The sequence below is a fragment of the Streptomyces sp. NPDC014727 genome (assembly GCF_043083485.1).
Taxonomy (GTDB): domain Bacteria; phylum Actinomycetota; class Actinomycetes; order Streptomycetales; family Streptomycetaceae; genus Streptomyces.
Genome location: NZ_JBIBYR010000008.1, coordinates 122,483 through 142,749, shown reverse-complemented (window position 1 = coordinate 142,749; position 20,267 = coordinate 122,483). Strand labels below are relative to the sequence as shown.

The window sequence follows — 20,267 nt, the reverse complement described above, 5'->3', positions numbered from 1 at the left end:
CGAACCCTCCGCCCGAATCCCTCACCCGGGCCCTCCGTGGCTCGCGCCCTTCGTGCGCCATGCCGTCGCGGCCTGCCGCCACCGCGGCCGCTCGGGACGGCCGGGAGGCGGCGTTCACGCGTCGACGAGGAGATTTCGCGCGGTGGCCGGTGGCACCGGGTAGATCCGCTCGGACGGAAGCAGCCGCTGGGCCTGCGCGGTCCGGCCGCTCTGCCTGAGTGCCGCGATCCTGCGAACCTGTGGCGTCACGTCGGTGAGGCCGACGACCCAGTCCTCCGCGAAGGTGCGGATCAGCCCGCGCCCGACCCCGACCTGGATGCTGTAGTGATTGAGCGCGGCTCCCCGAAGTGAACGCTCGGGATCCCACTGGACGTGGACGGGGGCTCGGGCGACGATCGCCGGGTCGGTCGTCGTGAGCACGGCCCGGGACAGCGCCTCCTCCCAGCCGGCACGGGTGAGGCGTACCGCGAGCACGCGTTCCTGCCCGGACTTCTGTGCCCAGTTGCTGCGGTGCATGAGCCACAGGAACGACGGTTTGATCCAGGTCATCCGGTTGAACGAGAACGGCGGCACGAACCGGTTCGCCCGCAGGGACGGTCCGGCGACCGCGGGTGAGTACGCCTGGTACACCACGATCGTCCGTTCGTCGTAGTGGGCGCGTACCTGGTGCTGGGTGGACATGCGCCACAGGCTTCCAGGCACCCGATTCGACCGCGATCGGATTTCGCTCCGCCCGACCGGACCGCTCCTGCCCCCGCACCCTCGTGTTCGTCTTCGTCGTGGAGCACCGTCGGCAGAACGGTTTTTCGTGCGGCGCGACCACTCGGGGCCGTTGCGCGGCTGCCTAATGTTCCCTCACTCGGCGGCGGCGTGCCGCTCCCCCGGAGGTGACCATGGCCAGCACCGCAGGCACGGAGACGAGATTCGGCACGAGGCGAGGGGTCCGGTCCGCGGCCGCGATGGTCACGGCGCTCGGCCTGGTCACCACCGCGGCCGCGTGCGGTGGCGACTCGTCCACCGAAGGCGGTGGCGGGGCGACGGTGGTGCTCTCCGTCGCCGCCGATCCGGGCACCCTCAGCCCCACCACGGCGCTCGCCGGCACCGCGCTGTCGATGAACTCCTTCGCCTACGACACGCTCGTGCACATCGAGGCCGACGGCTCACTGGTCCCCGGAGTGGCCGAGAAATGGTCCGCCACGCCGACCTCCGCGAAGTTCACCATCCGCTCAGGGGTGACCTGCGAGGACGGAGCGCCGCTCACCGCCGACGACGTGGCAGCCGAGTACAACCACATCGCCGATGCGAAGAACCAGTCCCCGATGCTCGGGCTCTCCGTCCCCGTCACCGCTGTGGCCGAGGCCGACAGGGCGAGCCGGACCGTCACCGTCACCACGACGAAACCCGCACCGTTCATCGTGCAGATGTCCCGGCTGCTGCCCCTGCTCTGCAAGAAGAGCCTGGCGACACCGGAAGCCCTGACCAAGGCGACCGACGCGAGCGGACCGTACCGGCTGACCGAAGCGGTTCCGGGCGACCACTACACCTATGTCAAGCGGGACGGATACGCCTGGGGGCCCCGCGGAACCACCGGAGCCGGCCTCCCCGCGAAGCTGGTGTTCAAGGTGGTCGCCAACGAGTCCACCGCGGCCAATCTCCTGATGGCCGGGCAGATCAACGGCGCCCTGATCAACGGCGCCGACCAGGACAGGCTGGACGCGGCAAAGGTGAACCGCGAGACCACCCAGGCGCTCTTCGGGCAGCTCCTCTTCAACCAGGCCGCCGGCCACCCGGGCGCCGACCGGGCGGTCCGCAAGGCCCTGGTCTCCGTACTGGACCTGAAGCAACTCGCAAACGTGGCCACCGGGGGAAAGGGCAGGCCCGCCACCGGCATCGGCGAGACGGCTCCCACCCCCTGCACCGGCGACACGGTGACCGGCAACCTTCCCGCCCATGACACGGCGCGGGCCACCGCCGCACTCACCGCCGCGGGCTGGGCGAAGAGCGGCGGCACCTGGACCAAGGACGGCAAGCCGCTCGCCGTCGGGCTCAGCTACCCGACCAATCAGGGCCCACAGGTCGCCTCGGCGGTCGAACTGGCCGTCCAGCAGTGGACGTCGTTCGGTGTGAAGGCATCGGCGAAGCCGACGGGTTCCTCCAGCATCCTCGCCACCCTCACCGGCGGCGACTGGGATGTGGCCTGGGCTCCCATCGGGGTCGTCCTCCCGGACCAGCTGACCCAGTTCTACGACGGGCCGCCACCGCCCAAGGGCAACAACTTCGGCTCCCTCGCCAACGCCGACTACCACCGGCTCGCCGCACAGGCCTCGGCGAAGCCCGGCATCTCGGGCTGCGACCTGTGGAACGCGGCCGACGCCGCCCTGGTCAAGAACGTCGACATCGTGCCGATCGTCAACAGGCCGCTCCGGTACTACGGAAAGGGCATCACCTTCGAGGTGGACGGCTCCGGCATCATCCCCAGCACTCTGCGGCGGAGCGCCGGCTGATGGCGACGATCACCCTCGATTCCCTGAGCACGACCGCCCGCAGCCCCTGGGCCGGATTCGTCCTGCGCCGGACCTGGCGGCTGGTGGTGTCGCTGGCCGCGCTGGTCACGGCCGCGTTCGCGATGATCCATCTGATCCCCGGCGACCCGGTGCGGTCGGCACTCGGCACCACCGCCGACCCGGCGCTGATCGCGGCCCGCAGACACTCGCTCGGCCTGGACCAGTCGCTACCGAAGCAGTACGGGGATTTCGTCGGCCATCTCCTCCAGGGCAGGCTCGGTGACTCGATCGGCGCCCAGATGCCCGTCTCCGAGATCATCTCCAGCAGGCTCCCGGCGACCCTGCAGATCACCGTCCCCGCGTTCGCGTTGATCCTGCTGCTCGCCGTCCCGGTCGGAATGGCCGCCGCGGTGCTGACCAAGGACGGCCGCAGGCGCCGCGGCGAGCTGGCCTTCACCGGCGTCACCGGCTTCCTGGGCGCGGTGCCCGAATTCCTGCTGGCGGTCGGCCTGGTCGCGACGTTCGCCGTGGCATGGCCGGTCTTCCCGGTGGCTTCGCGCGGCGGTGTGGACTCCTACGTCCTGCCGGTGCTGGCGCTCGCCGTCGTCCCGGCGGCCGCACTGTCGCGCATCGTCCGGGTGGAGACCCTGCGGGTGCTCGGCGAGGACTACATGCGCACCGCGCGGGCGAAGCGGCTTCCGGCGCGGCTGCGCTATCTGCGGCACGCGCTGCCGAATCTGCTGACGTCCTCGCTCACCCTGGGCGGCCTGCTGTTCAGTTCGCTGCTCGCCGGCACCGTACTGGTCGAGAACGTCTTCGCCTGGCCCGGACTCGGCACGACGATCGTCCAGGCGATCACCGAGAAGGACTATCCGCTGGTCCAGGGCGTCGTGCTGGTCTACGGGGCGGCCGCGCTGCTCATCACCTTCGCCGTCGACGTGGCCGTGGCCGTCGCCGACCCTCAGTCCACCGTCCGCGGGAGTTGACGATGCCACACCAGGATCAGGACACCTCACTGCGGCACCGGCTGGGGCGCACGCTCCGGACACCGATCGGCATCACCGCGCTGACCGGCTGCCTGGTCGTGGCGCTGGTCGCCGTGTTCGGACCGGTCCTGCTCGGTGACCAGGCCGCGCGGGTCGACACCGACGCCATCAACCAGGGCAGCAGCGCCGCGCATCTGCTGGGCACCGACCAGCTCGGCCGTGACATCGCCGCCCGCGTGGTGGTGGCGACCCGGCTGACCCTGCGACTCACCCTGCTGGCCGCCGTGGTCGGGGTCGGCGGCGGGCTGCTGCTCGGTGTCGCGCCGGCGGTGGTGGGCCGACGCCCGGGCCGGCTGATCACCGCGACCGTGGGCGTACTGGTGGCCTTTCCCGGACTGCTGTTCCTGCTCTTCCTCGCCACGATCTTCGGGGTGGGAAGCACCGGCGCGGTGTTCGCCGTGGGTCTGGCCATGGTCCCGCCCATGGCACGGCTGGTGCAGAACCTGACGGCCTCCGTCGCGGGTTCGGACTACGTCGCCGCTGCGCGGATCCTCGGTGTGGGCCGGTTCCGGCTGGTGGTACGCCATCTGCTCCCCAACATAGCCGAGCCGTCGGTGCTGTTCGCCGCCCAGGCGACCGGTGGCATCCTGGTCGCTTTCTCCGGCCTCTCGTTCCTCGGCCTGGGCGTACAGCCGCCCGAGTACGACTGGGGGCGGCTGCTCAACGAGCAGCTGAACCGGATCTACGTGAACCCGGCGGCGGCCCTGGCACCCGGCGCGGCCGTCGTCCTGACGGGGCTGGTGTTCGGGCTGCTCGGTGAAGCGCTCGCCCAGGCCGGCGGCCGACGGACGCCGCGGACACCGGTCCCGGCGCCGGGACAGCGGGCCGCGGCACCGGTCGACACGGGCCCCCGCAACGACGACGCGCCACTGGTCCGGGCGCGCGACCTGCGCGTGACCTTTCCCGGCGGGCGACACGCCGTACGCGGGATCTCCCTGGACATCGGCGCCGGCGAGGCCGTCGGCCTGGTCGGGGAATCGGGATCCGGAAAGAGCCTGAGCGCCCTGGCCCTGGCGGATCTGGTCCCGCACCCGGGACGGGTCGACGCGGGCACGCTCCGCTTCGACGGCCACGATCCGCGCGCGGACCCGCGCCTGGGCACCGAGCTGGCCATGGTCTTCCAGGACCCGATGGCGTCGCTCAACCCGGCGCTGCGGGTGGGACGCCAGCTCGCCGAGGTGGCCGAGGTGCACCTCGGAGCGTCCCGGGCGCAGGCCATGGCACGCGCCACCGACCGGCTCGGCGCAGTCCGTATCCCCTCGCCGGAGAGGCGCGCACGGCAGCGGCCGCACGAGTACTCCGGCGGGATGCGACAACGCGCCGTCATCGCGATGGGCCTGATGGGCGAGCCGAAACTCGTCATCGCCGACGAGCCGACCACGGCACTCGACGTGGCCGTCCAGCAACAGGTGCTCGACCTGCTCGCCGAGGTGCGCGAGGAGTCCGGCGCCGCGTTGCTGCTGATCTCCCACGACCTCGCCGTCGTCGCCCAGGTCTGCGAACGCGTTCTGGTGATGTACGGAGGCCTGGTCGTCGAGGATCTTCCCGTCGCCGGACTGATTGGCGGCGCGGCCCACCCGTACACCCGGGCGCTGGTGGGGGCCGTCCCGACCATGGCCACGGACCCCGGTACGGAACTGGCGACCATCCCCGGCCGCCCGCCGGAACCGGGGGAGGCGGGTCCGGGCTGTCCCTTCGCACCGCGTTGCGAACGCGCCCGGGACCGCTGCCACGACCAGGTCCCCGACCTCACCTCGTCCGGACCCGGCCACAGGGTCGCCTGCTGGTTCCCGGTGGACGCGGTGGCGGTCGGCACGCCCGCCCGGACCACCTCGAACGGAGCGGAGGCAACGCCGTGAGCTCACTCGAACTGCGCGGAATCACCGTGCGCTACGGTCGCTTCACCGCGGTGGAGAACGTCGACCTGCTGGTGCCGGAGGGAACGGTCACCGGACTCGTGGGCGGCTCGGGGTCGGGTAAATCGACCCTCGGGAAGGCCGTCGTCGGGCTGGCGCCGACGCACTCCGGGCGGGTACTGGTCGCCGGGCGCGATGCCGGGCGACGGCACGGGCGCAGCCCGGTGCAACTGGTGTTCCAGAATCCGTACGCTTCGCTCGACCCGCGCATGACCATCGGCGCGTCGATCGCCGAAGCGTTGGAGCCGCCCCGAGGAGCCGACCCGGGCGAAGCTCTCGCCCGCACGGCACCGGCCCCGCGGTCCGGCCGGCGCGAAAGGACTGTCCGCAGGGCAACGGCCCGTGAACGCCGTGCGGCACGCCACGCGGAGGTGGCCCACTACCTGGAGCTCGTCGGCATCGACCCCGCGAGGGCGGCGCTCACCCCGGACGCGCTCTCGGGCGGCCAGCGCCAACGGGTGGCCCTGGCCAGGGCTCTGGCGGCCCGGCCCGCCGTGCTGATCGCGGACGAGATCACCTCGGCCCTGGACGTGTCGGTCCAGGGCGCGGTGCTCAATCTGCTGCGCCGCCTCCAGCGCGAGCTGGGCTTCGCGATGGTCTTCATCTCCCACAACCTCGCAGTCGTCCGCTACTTGTCCGACCAGGTCGCCGTGATGGACGGCGGACGCCTCGTCGAGTGCGGCCCCACCGACCGGGTGCTGGAGCGCCCGGAGCACCCGACGACCCGGAACCTGATCTCCTGTGTACCGACTCTCGCCCTCGCCGAGGAGACGTCATGACCCGACCGCTGAAGATCGACGACTTGTACCGGTTCGAGATCCCCGGTGATCCCGCGCTTTCCCCCGACGGGGAACGTGTCGCCTACACCCTGGCCACCCAGGACGCCGAGAACGACCGTGTGGTCCGCTCCGTGTGGGAGGTGCGCGCCGGCGGAGGCCCGGCCCGGCGGCTCACCCACGGCCCCGCGGACACCACGCCGCGCTGGTCCCCGGACGGGACGCGGCTGGCGTTCCTGCGCGAAGGGCAGCTCCATCTGCTCCCCGTCGACGGAGGAGAGGCCGTACCGCTCACCACGCCCGCCCGGTGCCCGGCTGGAGCGGGCACGCCGGTCTGGAGCCCGGACGGATCACGGATCGCCTTCTCGGCCCCCGCGACCCGGCGCGAGGAGACCGCCCCCGTGATCATCGACGCCCTCGGCTGGAAGGCGGACGGGGCCGGGACGATCGGATCGGTCCGGACACAACTGTTCGTGGTGGAGGTGGAGTCGGGCGAGGTCAGGCAGCTCACGCACGGCGACCGGCACGCCGGCCCGCCCACCTGGTCGCCCGACGGCACACAGCTCGCCTACCCGGCGCAGAGCGGCCCGGACGCGGCTGTGCTCGGAACCTCGGCCGCCCATGTCGTAGGAGTCGGGGAAGACGCGCCCGAGCCCCGCCGGATCGGCCCGGCCGAGGGCCTGGCCGGCCCGGTGAGCTGGTTCCCCGACGGATCCGCCCTGCTCGTCGTCGGCCGGACCACGTTCGCTGTCGGCCATCAGGAACTGCTGCGCCAGCCCCTGGACGGATCGGCGCCGGTGTCGGTCGGCGCCGCCCTGGACCGCAATGTCCTGCCCGGCGGGCCGGGCTATCCGGGTGCGCTGCCGCAGTTCCACGGCGACGCCATCGTGTTCTGCGCCCGCGACCGGGGCGCCACCCGCCTGTACCGGGTGGACGCGGCAGGGATCAGCGCCTCTCCGCTGCCCGTCGGCACCGGGGTCAGCGGCTGCTCGGTCGCCACGAAGGCCGGACGGGCGGCGGTGGTGGTCTCCGACGCGTCGAGCTTCGCCGAGATCGAACTGCTCGACCTGGACGCCTGGACGTCCGGGGAACCGGCCGGGCCGTCGGCCGGAGCACCGTCCGTGCGACTGACCGACCACATGACCCGGTCGCTGCCCGAGATCGCCCTCCACCCCGTGACCGAACGCGAGTTCACCATCGCGGACGGCACCGTGGTGCACGGCATGATCACCCGGGACGCGCAGACGCCCGCGGGCGGGCCGCTGCTGGTCGACGTCCATGGCGGCCCGCACAACGCCTGGGCGCCGCACTCCGATCCCGCCCACCTCTACCACCAGGAGCTGGCCTCGCGGGGCTGGACCGTCCTGACGCTGAACGTCCGTGCCAGCGACGGCTACGGCGAGGCGTTCTACACGGCCGCCGTGGGTGCCTGGGGCGAGACGGACGAGCAGGACGTCCTGCAACCGGTCGCCACCCTCGTCGCCGAGGGGCTCGTCGACCCGGAACGGATCGCGCTCACCGGCTACAGCTACGGCGGCTATCTGAGCTGCTGGCTCTCCGCCCGCAGCGACGTCTTCGCCGCCGTCGTCCCGGGCGGCACCCTGGTCGACCTGAGGAGCATGGCCGGCACCTCCGAGGAAGGACACCTGATCGCCGACTTCGAGATCGGCGACCCGGAACGGCTGACGGAGCTCTCGCCGATCAGCCACGCGGACGCGGTCCGCGCGCCCACCCTGATCCTGCACGGCGGCGCGGACGACACCTGCCCGGTCGGTCAGGCCGAGCAGTGGTTCCACGCGCTGCGCACCCGGGACGTGCCGGTCCGGCTGGTCGTGTACCCCGGCAGCTCGCACCTCTTCCTCCTGGACGGCCGGCCCTCGCACCGGGAGGACTACTCCCGCCGGCTGATCGAATGGGTCACCACGCACACCGACCGCTGAAGCCGCCGAACACCCCGAACACCCCGAACCCGCCGAACGAAGCGGAACGAAACGAAACGGAATGGGAGCCGAACATGACCGACACCACCGCCCTGTCAGCCCGCTGGACCGCCCGCCTCACCGAACTGACCGCCCGCCACTCCGTCCCCGGCGCCAGTCTCGGCATCCTGCACCGCGGCGAACTGATCGCCGAGACCGCCGTCGGACTGGCCAACACCGACGCCGGGATCGGGACGACCACCGACACCTTGTTCCAGATCGGCTCGATCTCCAAGGTGTGGACCACCACCGTGGCGATGGCCCTGGTCGACGAGGGCCTGCTCGAACTGGACGCGCCCCTCCTCTCCGTACTTCCCGAACTGCGGCTCGCCGACGAGGAACTGACCAACAGTGTGACGCTCCGTCATCTCCTCGACCACACCAGCGGGATCGACGGCGACCTGTTCACCGACACCGGCCGGGGCGACGACTGCCTGGAGAAGTACGTCGCGCAGCTCGGCGACGCCACCCCCAACCACCCGCTCGGTGCCACCATGTCGTACTGCAACGCGGGCTTCACGCTCCTCGGCCGGGTCCTGGAAGTCGTCACGGGCGTCCAGTGGGACGAGCTGATGCGGGAGCGCCTGTTCCGTCCGCTGGGCCTGACGCACACCGTGACCCTGCCGGAGGAGGCACTGCGCTTCCGGGCCGCCATCGGGCACCTGGGGGACCCGCCGGTGCAGGCCCCGCAGTGGGGGTTGATGCGTTCGGCCGGACCGGCCGGACTGATCTGCTCGACGCCGCGCGAGGTACTGAAGTTCGCCCGGCTGCACCTCGACAACGGCGTCACCGAGGACGGCACCAAGATCCTCTCGGCCGAGGGCGCCACCGCCATGCAGACCCCGCAGGTCGAGGTACCCGACCCCTACCTCCTGGCCCAGGCCTGGGGGCTGGGCTGGTTCCTCGACACCTGGGACGGGCAGCGGGTGTACGGACACGACGGCGGCACGATCGGGCAGAGCGCGTTCCTGCGGGTGCTGCCCGAGGCCGATCTGGCGGTCTGCCTGCTCACCAACGGCGGCGACACCATGAGCCTCTACCGGGACGTGTTCGCGGAGATCGTCCAGGAGCTGGCCGGGGTGACGATGCGCGGCACGATCCGGCCGGCGACGGATCCGGTGGCGGTGGACCCCGCCGACTACGTCGGCGTCTACCAGCGGCTCTCCAGCAGGGTGGAGATCGTGGAGCGGGACGGCGGCCTGGTGATGCTCGACCGGATCACGGGACCGCTCGCCGGACTGATCTCCGACACGGAGCAGGAGTACGAGCTGCACCCGGTCGAGCCGGGGCTGTTCGTGGTGCAGCGACCGGGCCTCAAGGTCTGGGTCCCGGTCGTGTTCTACACACTCGCCGACGGCACGCCCTACCTCCACCACGGTGGCCGCGCGACCCCCAAGGTGGGCTGACGTGAGCGCAATCGCCACCGCCCTGGAGGCGGGGCTGCCGGGCCTGCTGGCCGACATCGAGGCGCTGGTCCGTACCGAGTCGCCCAGTGAGGACCTGGCCGCCGTCGCCGACTGCGCCCGGGTCGTCGCCGGGCTCGGAACCCGGCTGACCGGCGCGGCGCCCGAGTGGCTCGACGGCTCGGGACGGCCCGCTCTGCGCTGGCGCTTCGGCTCCGGCGACCGGGTGCTGCTGCTCGGCCACTTCGACACGGTGTGGCCGGTGGGCTCCTTGGCCGGTCACCCCTTCGCAGTGGCCGGCGGCCGGCTGACCGGACCCGGCTGCTTCGACATGAAGGCCGGCGTCGCACAGCTGTTCCACGCACTGTCGGTGCTCGACGACCTGGACGGGGTGTCGGTCCTGCTCACCGGCGACGAGGAGATCGGCTCCCCGACCTCGCGCGCCCTGATCGAGGCCGAGGCCCGCCGCACACGGGCCGTACTCGTCCTGGAGGCGAGCGAGGGCGGCGCACTGAAAACCGCGCGCAAGGGCGTGTCCGGCTACGAACTGAACATCGCCGGACGCGCGGCGCACGCCGGTCTCGAACCGCACCGCGGCGTCAACACGACCGTCGAACTGGCCCACCAGGTACTGGCGTTGTCCGCGCTCGCCGACCCCGCCACCGGCACCACGGTCACGCCGACCGTGACTTCCTCCGGCACCACCCGCAACACGGTGCCCGACGGTGCCCGGCTGCTGGTCGACGTCCGGGTGGAGACCGCCGCCGAACAGGAACGGGTGGACCGTGCCGTGCGGGCCCTCCCGTCGGTGCTCGCGGGCGCCTCGCTCACGTGGTCCGGCGGCCCCGACCGGCCGCCGCTGCAGACGAGCGCCTCGGCGGAACTGTTCGAACTGGCCCGAAGCAGCTACCAGGAGCTGGGCTTCGGCCCTCTGCGCGGGGTGGCGGTCGGCGGCGGCTCCGACGGCAACATCACCGCTGGAGCGGGCACGCCCACGCTCGACGGGCTCGGAGCCGTGGGCGGTGGGGCGCACGCGGACGACGAGCATGTGGTCGTCGCCGAACTGCCCCGCCGCGCGGCGCTGGTCGCCCTCCTGGTGGCCTCGCTCGTACGCGAGCCGCCGGCAGGCCGGGTGAGATCGTGAACGGCACGGAGGCCGTCGCCGCGGCCGCCGCCGCGGACCAGGCGGCGCACCGGGCCGGCGTCACCGTCACGGAGCTGCACGGACTGGACGAGATGCGGACGGCCTGCCAGGTGCTGGACCGGGTCTGGCGGCCCGACCCCGGAAATCCGCTGATCACTCCGGAGCTGCTGCGGGTCTTCGCCCACTCCGGCAGCTATGTCGTCGGTGTCCACCAGGAGGGCCGGATGGTCGGATTCTGCCTGGGCTTCCTGGCCACCGCCGGGCTGCACTCGCACATCGCCGGAGTGGACGACAGCGCCCGGGGCCGCAACGTCGGCCACGCCGTCAAACTGCATCAGCGGGCCTGGGCCCTGAGCCGCGGCATCACCGCGGTCACCTGGACCTTCGACCCGCTGATCAGCCGCAACGCCTATTTCAACCTGGCCAAACTGGGTGCGGTGCCGAGCGAGTACCTGGCCGACTTCTACGGCGCGATGCAGGACGAGGTCAATGCCGGAACCGAGACGGACCGTCTGATGGTCCTCTGGGAACTGACCGGCGAACACGCCGTCGGATCCGCCGCGGGCACACCCCGCCGTGTCACGGTCGACACCGCGGGCGAACACGCGGTGGTCGGCCTGGACGCCAAACCCGACGGCGGTCCCGCCATCGGGCGCCGGGACGGCGACACCGTCCTGGTCCGGATCCCCGCCGAGATCGAGACGCTGCGCCGCATCGACCCACCTCTGGCCCGCGCATGGCGATACGCGCTGCGCGAGGTGCTCGGCGGCCTGATGGCCGAGGGGCACACCGTCGCCGGATTCACCCGGGACGGCTGGTACGTGATCGACAAACGTCAGGAGAAGCAGGCATGAAGCTCGTCGGTGTGGAACTGCGCCGGATCGCGATGCCGCTGGTCGCACCGTTCCGGACCTCGTTCGCCACCATGACCACCCGGGAGATCCTGCTGATCAGGGTCGAGACCGAGCACCACGAGGGCTACGGCGAATGCGTCACCATGGCCGATCCGCTGTACTCCTCGGAGTACACAGAAGGCGCCGCGGATGTGCTGCGCAGCTATCTTGTGCCCGCGCTCGCCGCCCTCCCGGAGCTCGACCCCTGGGCGGTCGCACCGGCACTGGCCGCGTTCAAGGGGCACCGGATGGCCAAGGCCGCGCTGGAGACCGCGGTGCTGGACGCCTGGCTGCGCGCCCATGAACTGTCGATGGGGCAATGGCTCGGGGCAACGGCCGAACGGGTACCGGCCGGAGTGTCGGTCGGGATCATGGATTCGATCCCCACACTGCTGGATGCCGTCGACGGCTATCTGGCCGAGGGCTATCTGCGGATCAAGCTGAAGATCGAGCCCGGCTGGGACGTGGAACCGGTGCGCGCGGTCCGGGAGCGTTTCGGCGACGACGTACTGCTCCAGGTGGACGCCAACACCGCGTACACCCTGGCCGACGCCGCACAGCTGGCCCGGCTCGACCCGTACGGACTGCTGCTGATCGAACAGCCCCTGGACGAGGAGGACATCCGGGGCCACGCGGGACTGGCCGAGCGGGTGAACACCCCGATCTGCCTGGACGAGTCCATTGTCTCGGCCCGCTCGGCGGCCGACGCGATCGCGATGGGTGCCTGCTCGGTCGTCAACATCAAGCCGGGGCGGGTCGGCGGCTATCTGGAGGCCCGGCGGATCCACGACGTGTGCGCCGCGCACGGTGTCCCCGTCTGGTGCGGCGGAATGCTGGAGACCGGCCTCGGCCGGGCCGCCAACGTCGCCCTCGCCGCGCTGCCCGGCTTCACTCTGCCCGGTGACACCTCGGCCTCCGACCGGTACTACCGGACCGACATCACCGAGCCGTTCGTGCTGAAGGACGGCCATCTCGACGTGCCGCGCGCGCCCGGCCTCGGACTCTCGCCGGTCCCCGGGCAACTGGCCGAAGTGACGGAGACCACCGAATGGATCAGCCGATGACCGCCGACCGGTCCGCCACCGTCGAGGCACGGATCCGGACGGCATTCGACGAAGCCGGTGTCGAGGGATTCTTCTTCGCCCGGGACATCGACGGCGAACGGACGATCGCCGTCGCGGCGGACGAACCGGTCTGCCTGGCCTCCGTCTTCAAGATTCCGGTCGCCCTCGCCTATGCCCGCGAGGCAGCGGCGGGACGGCTGGAGCGGACCGAGCGCCACGAGGTGGATCCGAAGTACCGCGACGGCGGCATCGGCACCTCGGGCTGCGCCGACCCGGTCGGGATGAGCCTGCGGGACCTGGTCCACATGATGATGACGATGAGCGACAACGCCGCCACCGATGTCGTGCTGGACCGGGTCGGGCTCGACACGGTGAACGTGATGCTCGCCGAACTGGGGCGGAGACAGACCCATTTGATCGGTGGTTGTCTGGAGCTGACCAGCTCGCTCTTCGCCGATCTCGGTGTGACCACCGAGGTCGAGGCACACGCGAGGATGGCCGCACTGACCGCGCAGGGGCCGGAGAAGGTCATGGAGCTGTCGGTGTGCGTGCCCCGGCGTACCACCCGGGGCACGGCCCGTGACATCGCCGAACTGCTGGCCCTCGTCTGGCGTGACGAGGCCGGGCCGGCCGAGGCGTGCGCCGAGGTGCGGGCCGTGATGGCGCAGCAGATCTGGCCGCACCGGCTGTCGTCCGGCTTCGACGACGGCTACCGCCTCGCGGGCAAGACCGGAACGCTGCCGGGCTGGCGCAACGAGGCCGGGGTCGTCGAGGCCCTCGGCGGCGGACGCTGGGCGGTGGCCGTCTTCACCCGGTCCGACATCCCCGACTTCCGCAATCCCCGGGCGGACCGCGTGATCGGACAGGTGGCACGGCTCGCCGTCGACGAACTCCGATCAACTACCTTGTGACGATGACGGAGCAGCCACGAGCCGTGCTCGGCCGGATCCTCAGCGATCTGGGTTCGACGTTGATCGAGGTGGTGGCCGGAGAAGCCGACCCGGCCCGCACCGTCAGTGGAGTTCTCATCCAGGACCCGCTGGACGAGCCCGCCAGGCTGCCCGGCGCGGTGGTGCTCGGCGTCGGGGTGTACGGCGCCGAGCCGGTCGCCGCCCTGGTCGACCGGGCGGCCGGGCTCGGCGCGGTGGCCGTGGTGGTCCGGTCCCCGGTCCCGGTGGAAGGACCCGTCTCCGAGGCCGCCGCGCGCACGGGCCTGACCGTGCTCGGACTGACGCCCGGCGCGTCCTGGGCCCAGGTGGCCGCGCTGCTGCGGTCGTTGCTCGCCGCGGACGAACTGGGCACGGTCGGTGGCCCCGACGAGGCCGACGGCGCCGAGCCGCTCGCCGGTGACCTGTTCGCGCTGGCCAACGCGACGGCCGGGCTGCTGGACGGCCCGGTCACCGTGGAGGACCGCGGGGGCCGGGTGCTCGCCTTCTCCAGCAGGCAGGACGAGGGCGACGACGCCAGGATCGCCACCATCCTCGACCGCCAGGTGCCCGCCGAGAAACTGCGCGCCCTGGAGCAACTCGGCGCCTTCCAGGCCATCTACCGCAAGGAGGAACCCGTCTATGTGGCCGGCATCTCCGACAAGCCCCGGGTCGCGATCGCCGTCCGCGCGGGCGGCGAGATCCTCGGATCGATCTGGGTCGTGGTCGACGGACCGCTGAGCGAGGACCGTACGCAGGCCCTGCACGAGGCCGCGAAAGTGGCCGCCCTGCATCTGCTGCGTCACCGCACGGGCGAGGACGTCGAACGGCGGTTGCGCGCGGACCTGCTCGCCACGGTCCTGGAGGGCGGCCCCCACGCCTCGCAGGCCGCCGTGCGGCTGGGCCTGTCCGCCCAGTCCGCCTGCGTACTGGCACTCGCCGTGACCGGTGAGCCCTCGGCGCCCGACCGGGTGGCCGCGGGCCACCGCGTCGCCGAGTCCCTCGCCCTGCATCTGGCCGCGATCCATCCCCGGACGGCCGCGGCCTCGCTGGGGGGCGTCACCTACGCGGTCCTGCCCACGAGTTCGGACGAGCACGCGCTACGGGTGGCCGATGCGTTCCTCGGCCGCGTGGGCGACCGTGTCCCCGCCGTCATCGGCATAGGCCGACTCGCCGCCCGCCCGGCCGAGCTGCGCCGCTCCCGCGCCGACGCGGACCGGGCGTTGCGGGTCCTGGGATCCGGCCGCTCCCCGCGACGGTCCGCTCGGTTGTCGGACGTCTACGCCGCCTCGCTGCTGGAGGAGCTCACGGACCGGATCGCCGCCGAGGACGACCTCCCCGACGGCCCGGTCGTCCGGCTGCGCGCGTACGACGCCCAGCACCACACCGCCCTCACGGACACCCTGGAGGCCTGGCTGAGCACCTTCGGCGATGTGGCCGCCGCCGCTGCCGCCGTCCACATCCACCCCAACACCTTCCGGTACCGGCTCAGACGGCTGGCCGTGGTGGCGGGCATCGACCTCGACGATCCGGAGGCCAGATTCGAAGCGATGCTGCAGTTGCGGCTGAGTCCGCCGCGCCCTTGAACCCGCTACGTCTGTCGTCATGACACGCGGTTGCGCCCCCGTCCCGGGCGGGCACGATGATGAAAGAGTTCTCGGAGCGACGGGATAGACCAAGACCCGCGTGTCCGCGTATGCGCACCACCGAATGCCGACGATGGGACAGATGCCATGCCTCTCAAGGGCGAGTACGAGCCGAGCCCCGCGCAGTGGGTCCGCGATCAGGTCGAGTTGTTCGAGAGTTCCGGTGGTACCGAGGGGACCATGATGCGGGGCCTGCCGGTGATCATCCTGACCACCCGCGGGGCCAGGAGCGGCAAGATCCGCAAGACCCCGCTCATGCGGGTCGAGCACGACGGCACGTACGCCGTGGTCGCCTCGCAGGGCGGCGCTCCCAAGCACCCGGTCTGGTACCACAACCTGGTCGCCGACCCCAGGGTGGAGTTGCAGGACGGCCCGGTCCGGCAGGACATGAACGCCCGTGAGGTCACCGGTGAGGAGAAGGCGGTGTGGTGGCAGCGCGCGGTCGACGCGTTCCCCGACTATGCCGACTACCAGCTCAAGACCGACCGGCAGATTCCGGTCTTCGTGCTGGAACCGGCGGCCGGGCAGCACTGACGACCGCACAGGGGAGGCGCCGCCGTTGCCCGCGGCGTCTCCCCGTCTTCGACACGGCCGTGCCAGGCAGGCCACGCTCGGCACCCGCCCGCTCAGCCGGCGGGCGTGGTGGACGCCCCCGCCGGGCCTGCCGCGGGCATGCCCGTGCGGGTCGCCGCCCAGACGACGAGCGCGAGTGCGCTGAACGCGGCGCCGAGTATGCACACCGCGCCCCACCCGGCCCTCGCGTAGACGGTCGTCGAGGCGAGGGCGCCCGTGGCGCTGCCGACCGAGTAGAAGATCATGTATCCGCCGATCAGACGGCTCCCGGCGTCGGGGCGGATCGCGTAGATCAGGCTCTGGTTGGTGACGTGGACGGCCTGCACGGCGAGATCGAGGAGGACCGCGCCGATCGCCAGCGCCCAGAGTGACTGCTGGGTGAGGGTGAGCGGGAGCCACGACACGGTGAGCAGGCCCAGGGCGATACCGGTCGTCCGTCCGGCGAGACCGCGGTCGTGCAGGCGTCCCGCCGGAGCCGCCGCGAGCGCGCCCGCTGCCCCCGCGAGCCCGAACGCTCCGATCGCGGTGTGCGACAGCGACAGCGGCGGTGCGCTCAGCGGGAGCGCGACACAGCTCCACAAGGTGCTGAAGGCGGCGAAGACCAGCAGGGCGAGCAGGGCGCGGACCCGCAGTACGCGCTCCTCTGCGAACAGCATGAGCGTCGAGCGCAGGAGCCGCGTGTACCGCATGGCAGAGGGCGCCGCCGGGCGTCGCGGCAGCACCCGGTACAGGGCCAGGGCGAGCACGAGCGTCAGCGCCGCGGAGGTGAGGTAGACCGATCGCCAGCCCGCGAAGTCGGCCAGCGCACCGGAGACCGTGCGGGCGAGCAGGATTCCGATGACGATTCCGCTGGTGACCAGGCCGACCGCGCGGCCGCGCCGTTCCGGGGCGGACAGCGATGCGGCGAAGACCACGAGGGTCTGGGTCACCACGGCGAGAAGGCCGACGGCTGCCAGGGCGGCCAGCAGGATCGGTGCGGTGGCGGCGGTGCCGGTGGCGATGAGCGCCGCTGCCAGCAGTGCCAGCTGGGTCACGACGAGGCTCCGCCGGTCGACGAGATCGCCGAGCGGCACGAGCAGGAACAGTCCGAGCCCGTAGCCGATCTGGGTGAGGGTGACGACGATGCCGACGGTCGCCGCACTGATCCCGACGTCCCGGCTCAGGGTGACCAGAAGGGGCTGCGCGAAGTAGACATTGGCCACCGCCGCACCGGACGCGACCGCGAACAGCAGCGTCGTGCGTCCGGCCAGTGCGCTCGCCGGTGTCCCCCCGCTCGTGTTCCCGGTTCTCGTCGTCGTCCCGCTGTCGGCCATGGGGCCCCCTTCGATCGAATTGGTTGCAACTTGCTACCACGAGGACCGTAGCCCGGCTGGTAGCATGTTACAACCGATGGTGTGAAGGGGAACGGCATGGTCAAGCGGACACGCTTCAACGACAGCGACTGCCCGGTGGCTCGTTCGGTCGACGCGATCGGCGACTGGTGGTCGCTGCTCATCGTCCGCGACGCGTTCGACGGCAGCCGCCGCTTCGGGGAGTTCCAGCGCAGTCTCGGCGTGGCGAAGAACATCCTCGCGGCGCGCCTGCGTGAGCTGGTCACGGGCGGCATCCTCGACATGGTCCCGGCGGCCGACGGCAGCGTGTACCACGAGTACGTGCTGACGGCCAAGGGCCGGGATCTCTTCCCGGTGATCGTGGCGCTGCGGCAGTGGGGCGAGGGGCACTTCTTCGAACCGGACGAACCGCATTCGGAGATGGTCGATCTGCGGCACGGCCGCCCGCCCCGGGCGCTGGAGATCCACTCCGCGGACGGGCGGCGGCTCGGACCGGACGACGTCACGGTGCAGAAGGTCCAGCGGCCCGCGGCGCGGTCAGCGGCCTCCGAATAGGTCGAGGGGCCGCCCGTCCCGGAGGTGCCGCCCTCCACGCCACCGGCCTCGCACGCCTGCCGGCCCGCACGCCCCCCGGACAGCCGATCAGGACGCGCGTCCGCTCGCCTGCCCACGCTCCAATGGACGGGTGACCGCGCCTCCCGACGACTGCCTCGCGCGCAATGAGTGGCTCTGCGGTGCCTATCTGAGCAGCCGTCGCGAGATCCTCCGCGACGCCGTCGTCGAGCACCTCCAGCTCACCGCGGTCTCCGTACTCATCGGGCTGGCCCTCGCCGTTCCGCTCGCCCTCGCGGCCCGCCACCGGCGCTGGGCCGCGGGCCCGGTTCTCGGCGTGACGACGATCCTGTACACCGTGCCTTCGCTCGCCATGTTCTCGCTGCTGCTGCCGGTGTACGGACTCTCCGCGTCGCTCGTCGTCGCCGGACTCGTCCTGTACTCGCTCACCCTGCTCGTCCGGAACATTTTGGCCGGGCTGCGGGCCGTGCCCGAGGAGACCCGGCTGGCCGCGCGCGGCATGGGATACGGGCCGGTGAGGCTGCTCGTCGCCGTGGAACTTCCGCTCGCCCTGCCGGCCGCCATGGCCGGACTGCGTATCGCGACCGTCTCCACGGTCTCCCTGGTCACGGTCGGTGCGATCGTCGGGTACGGCGGACTCGGCAACCTCATCTACTCCGGGATGAACACGTACTTCAAGGCCCAGGTGCTCACCGCCTCCGTCCTCTGCGTCCTCATCGCCGTCGCCGCCGACCTGATGCTCCTTCTCCTGCAGCGCATCCTGACGCCGTGGACCCGGAGGCGGCCGTGAACACCCTCGCCGACGCCTGGACCTGGCTCACGACCGCGGCGCACTGGTCGGGCGACGGCGGCATCTGGAACCGGCTCGGCCAGCATCTGTTCCTCACGGTCGTCTGCCTGCTGATCAGCTGTCTGATCGCGCTGCCCGTCGCCCTGGTCCTCGGCCATCTCGGCAGGGGCGGCGCGCTCGCCGTCAACCTCTCCAACATCGGCCGGGCCGTGCCCACCTTCGCCGTGCTGGTGCTGCTGCTCCTCACCCCGATCGGCGGGCACGGCGAGTGGCCGACCGTCATCGCCCTCGTACTCTTCGCCGTACCGCCGCTGCTCACCAACGCCTACGTGGGCATGCGAGAGGTCGACCGCGACGTCGTGCGGGCGGCCAGGGGGATGGGCATGACGGGCAGGCAGCTGATGCTGGGTGTCGAGGTGCCGCTCGCCCTGCCGCTGATTCTCACCGGCGTACGGATCGCCGCCGTCCAACTCGTCGCCACCGCCACCCTCGCGGCGCTGGCGGGCGGCGGCGGACTGGGCCGCATCATCACCGCGGGCTTCAACCTCGCCTCGACCCCGCAGGTCGTGGCCGGGGCCGTTCTCGTCGCCGCCTTCGCCCTCGCCGTCGAAGGGCTCTTCGAAGTGGTGCAGCGGCTCGCCCCCGACCGGGGCCGCGGCGAGGGACCGGGATGAGGCCGCTCCCGGCACTCTCCGCTCTCCTGGTGCTCCTGCCCGCGAGCGCCTGCACGACCGGTCCCTCCCTGGAGAACCGGGGCGAGGTCACCGCACCGCCGGGCGACAGCAAACACCTCACCATCGGCTCCGCCGGCTTCACCGAGAGCGATCTCCTTGCCCAGATGTACGCCGCTCTGCTCGGCCGGGCCGGCTACTCCACGAAGATCATCTCCGTCTCCAACCGCGAGATCTACGAACCGGCGCTGGAGAGCGGCCAGATCGATGTCGTGCCGGAGTACGCCGCCACCTTCGCCGACTGGCTGAACGCCAGGAAGAACGGCGCGGACGCGGCCCCGGTCGGTTCGCCCGACCTCGCCGCCACCATGAGGGCCCTGCGCGCCCTCGCCGAACCGCGTGGCCTCACCGTGCTCGACCCCGGGCGCGCCGTCGACCAGAACGCCTTCGCGGTCGCAGCTCCGTACGCGGCGAAGCACCGTTTGAAGACCCTCAGCGATCTGGGCCGGTCAGGGCTGCCCGTGCGGCTGGCCGCCGGTGACGAATGCGTTCAGCGCCCCTACTGCGCACCCGGGCTGCGGAAGACCTACGGCATCCGCGTCACCGCCGTGGACCCCAAGGGCGTCGGCACCACTCAGGCCAAACAGGCCGTCCAGAAGGGGCAGGACCAGATGGTGCTGACCACCACCGCCGACGCCACCCTGGACGACTTCGGCCTCGTTCTGCTCGCCGACGACAAGCACCTGCAGAACGCCGACTACCTCGTCCCCGTCGTCAACCGGTCCCGTGCGGGCGGCGCAGGCGTACGCAAGGCGCTGGGCAAGCTCAACACCGTACTGACCACCGCCGACCTGGCCCGGCTCGACGAACGGGTCGACAGCCGGCGACGGCTGCCCGAGGACGTGGCACGTGCGTATCTGGAGTCCAAGAATCTCATCCGGCCCTGAGGCGGTGTCCGCGAAGAGCCCGGCGCCCGACGCCGGTACGCGCACCGTGCTGTGACCGGAGAGGCTCACCGGCGGGCAGATCTCC

At 71.9% G+C, this 20,267-nt stretch carries 18 protein-coding genes; 16 read left to right on the top strand and 2 right to left on the bottom strand.

Translation table 11 applies throughout. The features are described 5' to 3' along the window. Nucleotides 1-114 precede the first annotated feature (114 nt). Nucleotides 115-681 carry a DUF4291 domain-containing protein gene (locus ACF1B9_RS15365; protein ID WP_391743849.1) on the bottom strand — a complete coding sequence of 189 codons (567 nt, stop codon included), beginning with the start codon at nt 679-681 and terminating at the stop codon, nt 115-117. A 212-nt stretch (nt 682-893) separates the two neighbouring features. On the opposite strand from ACF1B9_RS15365, the gene ACF1B9_RS15360 reads away from it, so the two are divergent. The 12 genes from ACF1B9_RS15360 (at nt 894) to ACF1B9_RS15305 (ending at nt 15,831) form a co-directional block, all read left to right on the top strand. After that, the gene (locus ACF1B9_RS15360) at nt 894-2,504 is read left to right on the top strand and encodes an ABC transporter substrate-binding protein (protein WP_391743851.1); all 1,611 of its coding nucleotides are present in this window, start codon (nt 894-896) and stop codon (nt 2,502-2,504) included. After that, a complete protein-coding gene (locus ACF1B9_RS15355; RefSeq protein WP_391743853.1) occupies nt 2,504-3,490 on the top strand; it encodes an ABC transporter permease in 987 nt (328 codons plus the stop codon). Before ACF1B9_RS15360 ends, ACF1B9_RS15355 begins: the two co-directional genes overlap by 1 nt. A gap of 2 nt (nt 3,491-3,492) precedes the next feature. Then, nucleotides 3,493-5,409: a dipeptide/oligopeptide/nickel ABC transporter permease/ATP-binding protein gene (locus tag ACF1B9_RS15350; RefSeq protein ID WP_391743855.1), complete on the top strand. Its 1,917-nt coding sequence runs from the start codon at nt 3,493-3,495 to the stop codon at nt 5,407-5,409. After that, nucleotides 5,406-6,245 (top strand): ABC transporter ATP-binding protein, encoded by an 840-nt coding sequence (locus ACF1B9_RS15345; protein ID WP_391743857.1) that lies wholly within the window; start codon nt 5,406-5,408, stop codon nt 6,243-6,245. Before ACF1B9_RS15350 ends, ACF1B9_RS15345 begins: the two co-directional genes overlap by 4 nt. Further along, a complete protein-coding gene (locus ACF1B9_RS15340; RefSeq protein ID WP_391743859.1) occupies nt 6,242-8,182 on the top strand; it encodes a prolyl oligopeptidase family serine peptidase in 1,941 nt (646 codons plus the stop codon). The genes ACF1B9_RS15345 and ACF1B9_RS15340 overlap by 4 nt, the downstream gene beginning before the upstream one ends. 74 nt (nt 8,183-8,256) lie before the next feature. After that, nucleotides 8,257-9,627 carry a serine hydrolase domain-containing protein gene (locus ACF1B9_RS15335; protein ID WP_391743861.1) on the top strand — a complete coding sequence of 457 codons (1,371 nt, stop codon included), beginning with the start codon at nt 8,257-8,259 and terminating at the stop codon, nt 9,625-9,627. A 1-nt stretch (nt 9,628) separates the two neighbouring features. Then, on the top strand, nt 9,629-10,768 hold the full coding sequence (locus tag ACF1B9_RS15330) for a M20 family metallopeptidase (RefSeq protein WP_391743863.1): 1,140 nt from the start codon (nt 9,629-9,631) through the stop codon (nt 10,766-10,768). Further along, nucleotides 10,765-11,622: a GNAT family N-acetyltransferase gene (locus tag ACF1B9_RS15325; RefSeq protein WP_391743865.1), complete on the top strand. Its 858-nt coding sequence runs from the start codon at nt 10,765-10,767 to the stop codon at nt 11,620-11,622. Before ACF1B9_RS15330 ends, ACF1B9_RS15325 begins: the two co-directional genes overlap by 4 nt. Continuing rightward, nucleotides 11,619-12,725, top strand: a complete 1,107-nt coding sequence (gene menC, locus ACF1B9_RS15320; protein WP_391743867.1) for an o-succinylbenzoate synthase — start codon at nt 11,619-11,621, stop codon at nt 12,723-12,725. The genes ACF1B9_RS15325 and menC overlap by 4 nt, the downstream gene beginning before the upstream one ends. Further along, a complete protein-coding gene (locus ACF1B9_RS15315) occupies nt 12,710-13,636 on the top strand; it encodes a serine hydrolase (RefSeq protein WP_391743868.1) in 927 nt (308 codons plus the stop codon). The genes menC and ACF1B9_RS15315 overlap by 16 nt, the downstream gene beginning before the upstream one ends. A gap of 2 nt (nt 13,637-13,638) precedes the next feature. Continuing rightward, nucleotides 13,639-15,237 carry a PucR family transcriptional regulator gene (locus ACF1B9_RS15310; protein ID WP_391743870.1) on the top strand — a complete coding sequence of 533 codons (1,599 nt, stop codon included), beginning with the start codon at nt 13,639-13,641 and terminating at the stop codon, nt 15,235-15,237. Nucleotides 15,238-15,384: 147 nt separating this feature from the next. Beyond that, on the top strand, nt 15,385-15,831 hold the full coding sequence (locus ACF1B9_RS15305; protein ID WP_391743871.1) for a nitroreductase family deazaflavin-dependent oxidoreductase: 447 nt from the start codon (nt 15,385-15,387) through the stop codon (nt 15,829-15,831). Nucleotides 15,832-15,923: 92 nt separating this feature from the next. Here ACF1B9_RS15305 and ACF1B9_RS15300 read toward each other — a convergent pair whose 3' ends face one another. Then, nucleotides 15,924-17,183 carry an MFS transporter gene (locus ACF1B9_RS15300; RefSeq protein ID WP_391743872.1) on the bottom strand — a complete coding sequence of 420 codons (1,260 nt, stop codon included), beginning with the start codon at nt 17,181-17,183 and terminating at the stop codon, nt 15,924-15,926. Between the two features lie 96 nt (nt 17,184-17,279). Between ACF1B9_RS15300 and ACF1B9_RS15295 the strand changes: the two genes are divergently transcribed. The 4 genes from ACF1B9_RS15295 (at nt 17,280) to ACF1B9_RS15280 (ending at nt 20,182) form a co-directional block, all read left to right on the top strand. Further along, entirely contained in the window at nt 17,280-17,756 is a 477-nt protein-coding gene (locus ACF1B9_RS15295; protein WP_391743873.1) for a winged helix-turn-helix transcriptional regulator, read from the top strand. 130 nt (nt 17,757-17,886) lie between these two features. Then, nucleotides 17,887-18,564, top strand: coding sequence for an ABC transporter permease (locus ACF1B9_RS15290; RefSeq protein WP_391743875.1), 678 nt, complete (start codon nt 17,887-17,889; stop codon nt 18,562-18,564). Further along, nucleotides 18,561-19,238, top strand: a complete 678-nt coding sequence (locus ACF1B9_RS15285; RefSeq protein WP_391743894.1) for an ABC transporter permease — start codon at nt 18,561-18,563, stop codon at nt 19,236-19,238. The genes ACF1B9_RS15290 and ACF1B9_RS15285 overlap by 4 nt, the downstream gene beginning before the upstream one ends. Beyond that, on the top strand, nt 19,235-20,182 hold the full coding sequence (locus ACF1B9_RS15280) for an ABC transporter substrate-binding protein (protein WP_391743877.1): 948 nt from the start codon (nt 19,235-19,237) through the stop codon (nt 20,180-20,182). The genes ACF1B9_RS15285 and ACF1B9_RS15280 overlap by 4 nt, the downstream gene beginning before the upstream one ends. Nucleotides 20,183-20,267 lie beyond the last annotated feature (85 nt).

What these genes read in the sequence shown, in the direction of transcription:
- ACF1B9_RS15365 (WP_391743849.1), bottom strand. Translation starts at nt 681, where the DNA reads ATGTCCACCCAGCACCAGGTACGCGCCCACTACGACGAACGGACGATC.
- ACF1B9_RS15360 (WP_391743851.1), top strand. Translation starts at nt 894, where the DNA reads ATGGCCAGCACCGCAGGCACGGAGACGAGATTCGGCACGAGGCGAGGG.
- ACF1B9_RS15355 (WP_391743853.1), top strand. Translation starts at nt 2,504, where the DNA reads ATGGCGACGATCACCCTCGATTCCCTGAGCACGACCGCCCGCAGCCCC.
- ACF1B9_RS15350 (WP_391743855.1), top strand. Translation starts at nt 3,493, where the DNA reads ATGCCACACCAGGATCAGGACACCTCACTGCGGCACCGGCTGGGGCGC.
- ACF1B9_RS15340 (WP_391743859.1), top strand. Translation starts at nt 6,242, where the DNA reads ATGACCCGACCGCTGAAGATCGACGACTTGTACCGGTTCGAGATCCCC.
- ACF1B9_RS15335 (WP_391743861.1), top strand. Translation starts at nt 8,257, where the DNA reads ATGACCGACACCACCGCCCTGTCAGCCCGCTGGACCGCCCGCCTCACC.
- menC (WP_391743867.1), top strand. Translation starts at nt 11,619, where the DNA reads ATGAAGCTCGTCGGTGTGGAACTGCGCCGGATCGCGATGCCGCTGGTC.
- ACF1B9_RS15315 (WP_391743868.1), top strand. Translation starts at nt 12,710, where the DNA reads ATGGATCAGCCGATGACCGCCGACCGGTCCGCCACCGTCGAGGCACGG.
- ACF1B9_RS15310 (WP_391743870.1), top strand. Translation starts at nt 13,639, where the DNA reads ATGACGGAGCAGCCACGAGCCGTGCTCGGCCGGATCCTCAGCGATCTG.
- ACF1B9_RS15305 (WP_391743871.1), top strand. Translation starts at nt 15,385, where the DNA reads ATGCCTCTCAAGGGCGAGTACGAGCCGAGCCCCGCGCAGTGGGTCCGC.
- ACF1B9_RS15300 (WP_391743872.1), bottom strand. Translation starts at nt 17,183, where the DNA reads ATGGCCGACAGCGGGACGACGACGAGAACCGGGAACACGAGCGGGGGG.
- ACF1B9_RS15295 (WP_391743873.1), top strand. Translation starts at nt 17,280, where the DNA reads ATGGTCAAGCGGACACGCTTCAACGACAGCGACTGCCCGGTGGCTCGT.
- ACF1B9_RS15280 (WP_391743877.1), top strand. Translation starts at nt 19,235, where the DNA reads ATGAGGCCGCTCCCGGCACTCTCCGCTCTCCTGGTGCTCCTGCCCGCG.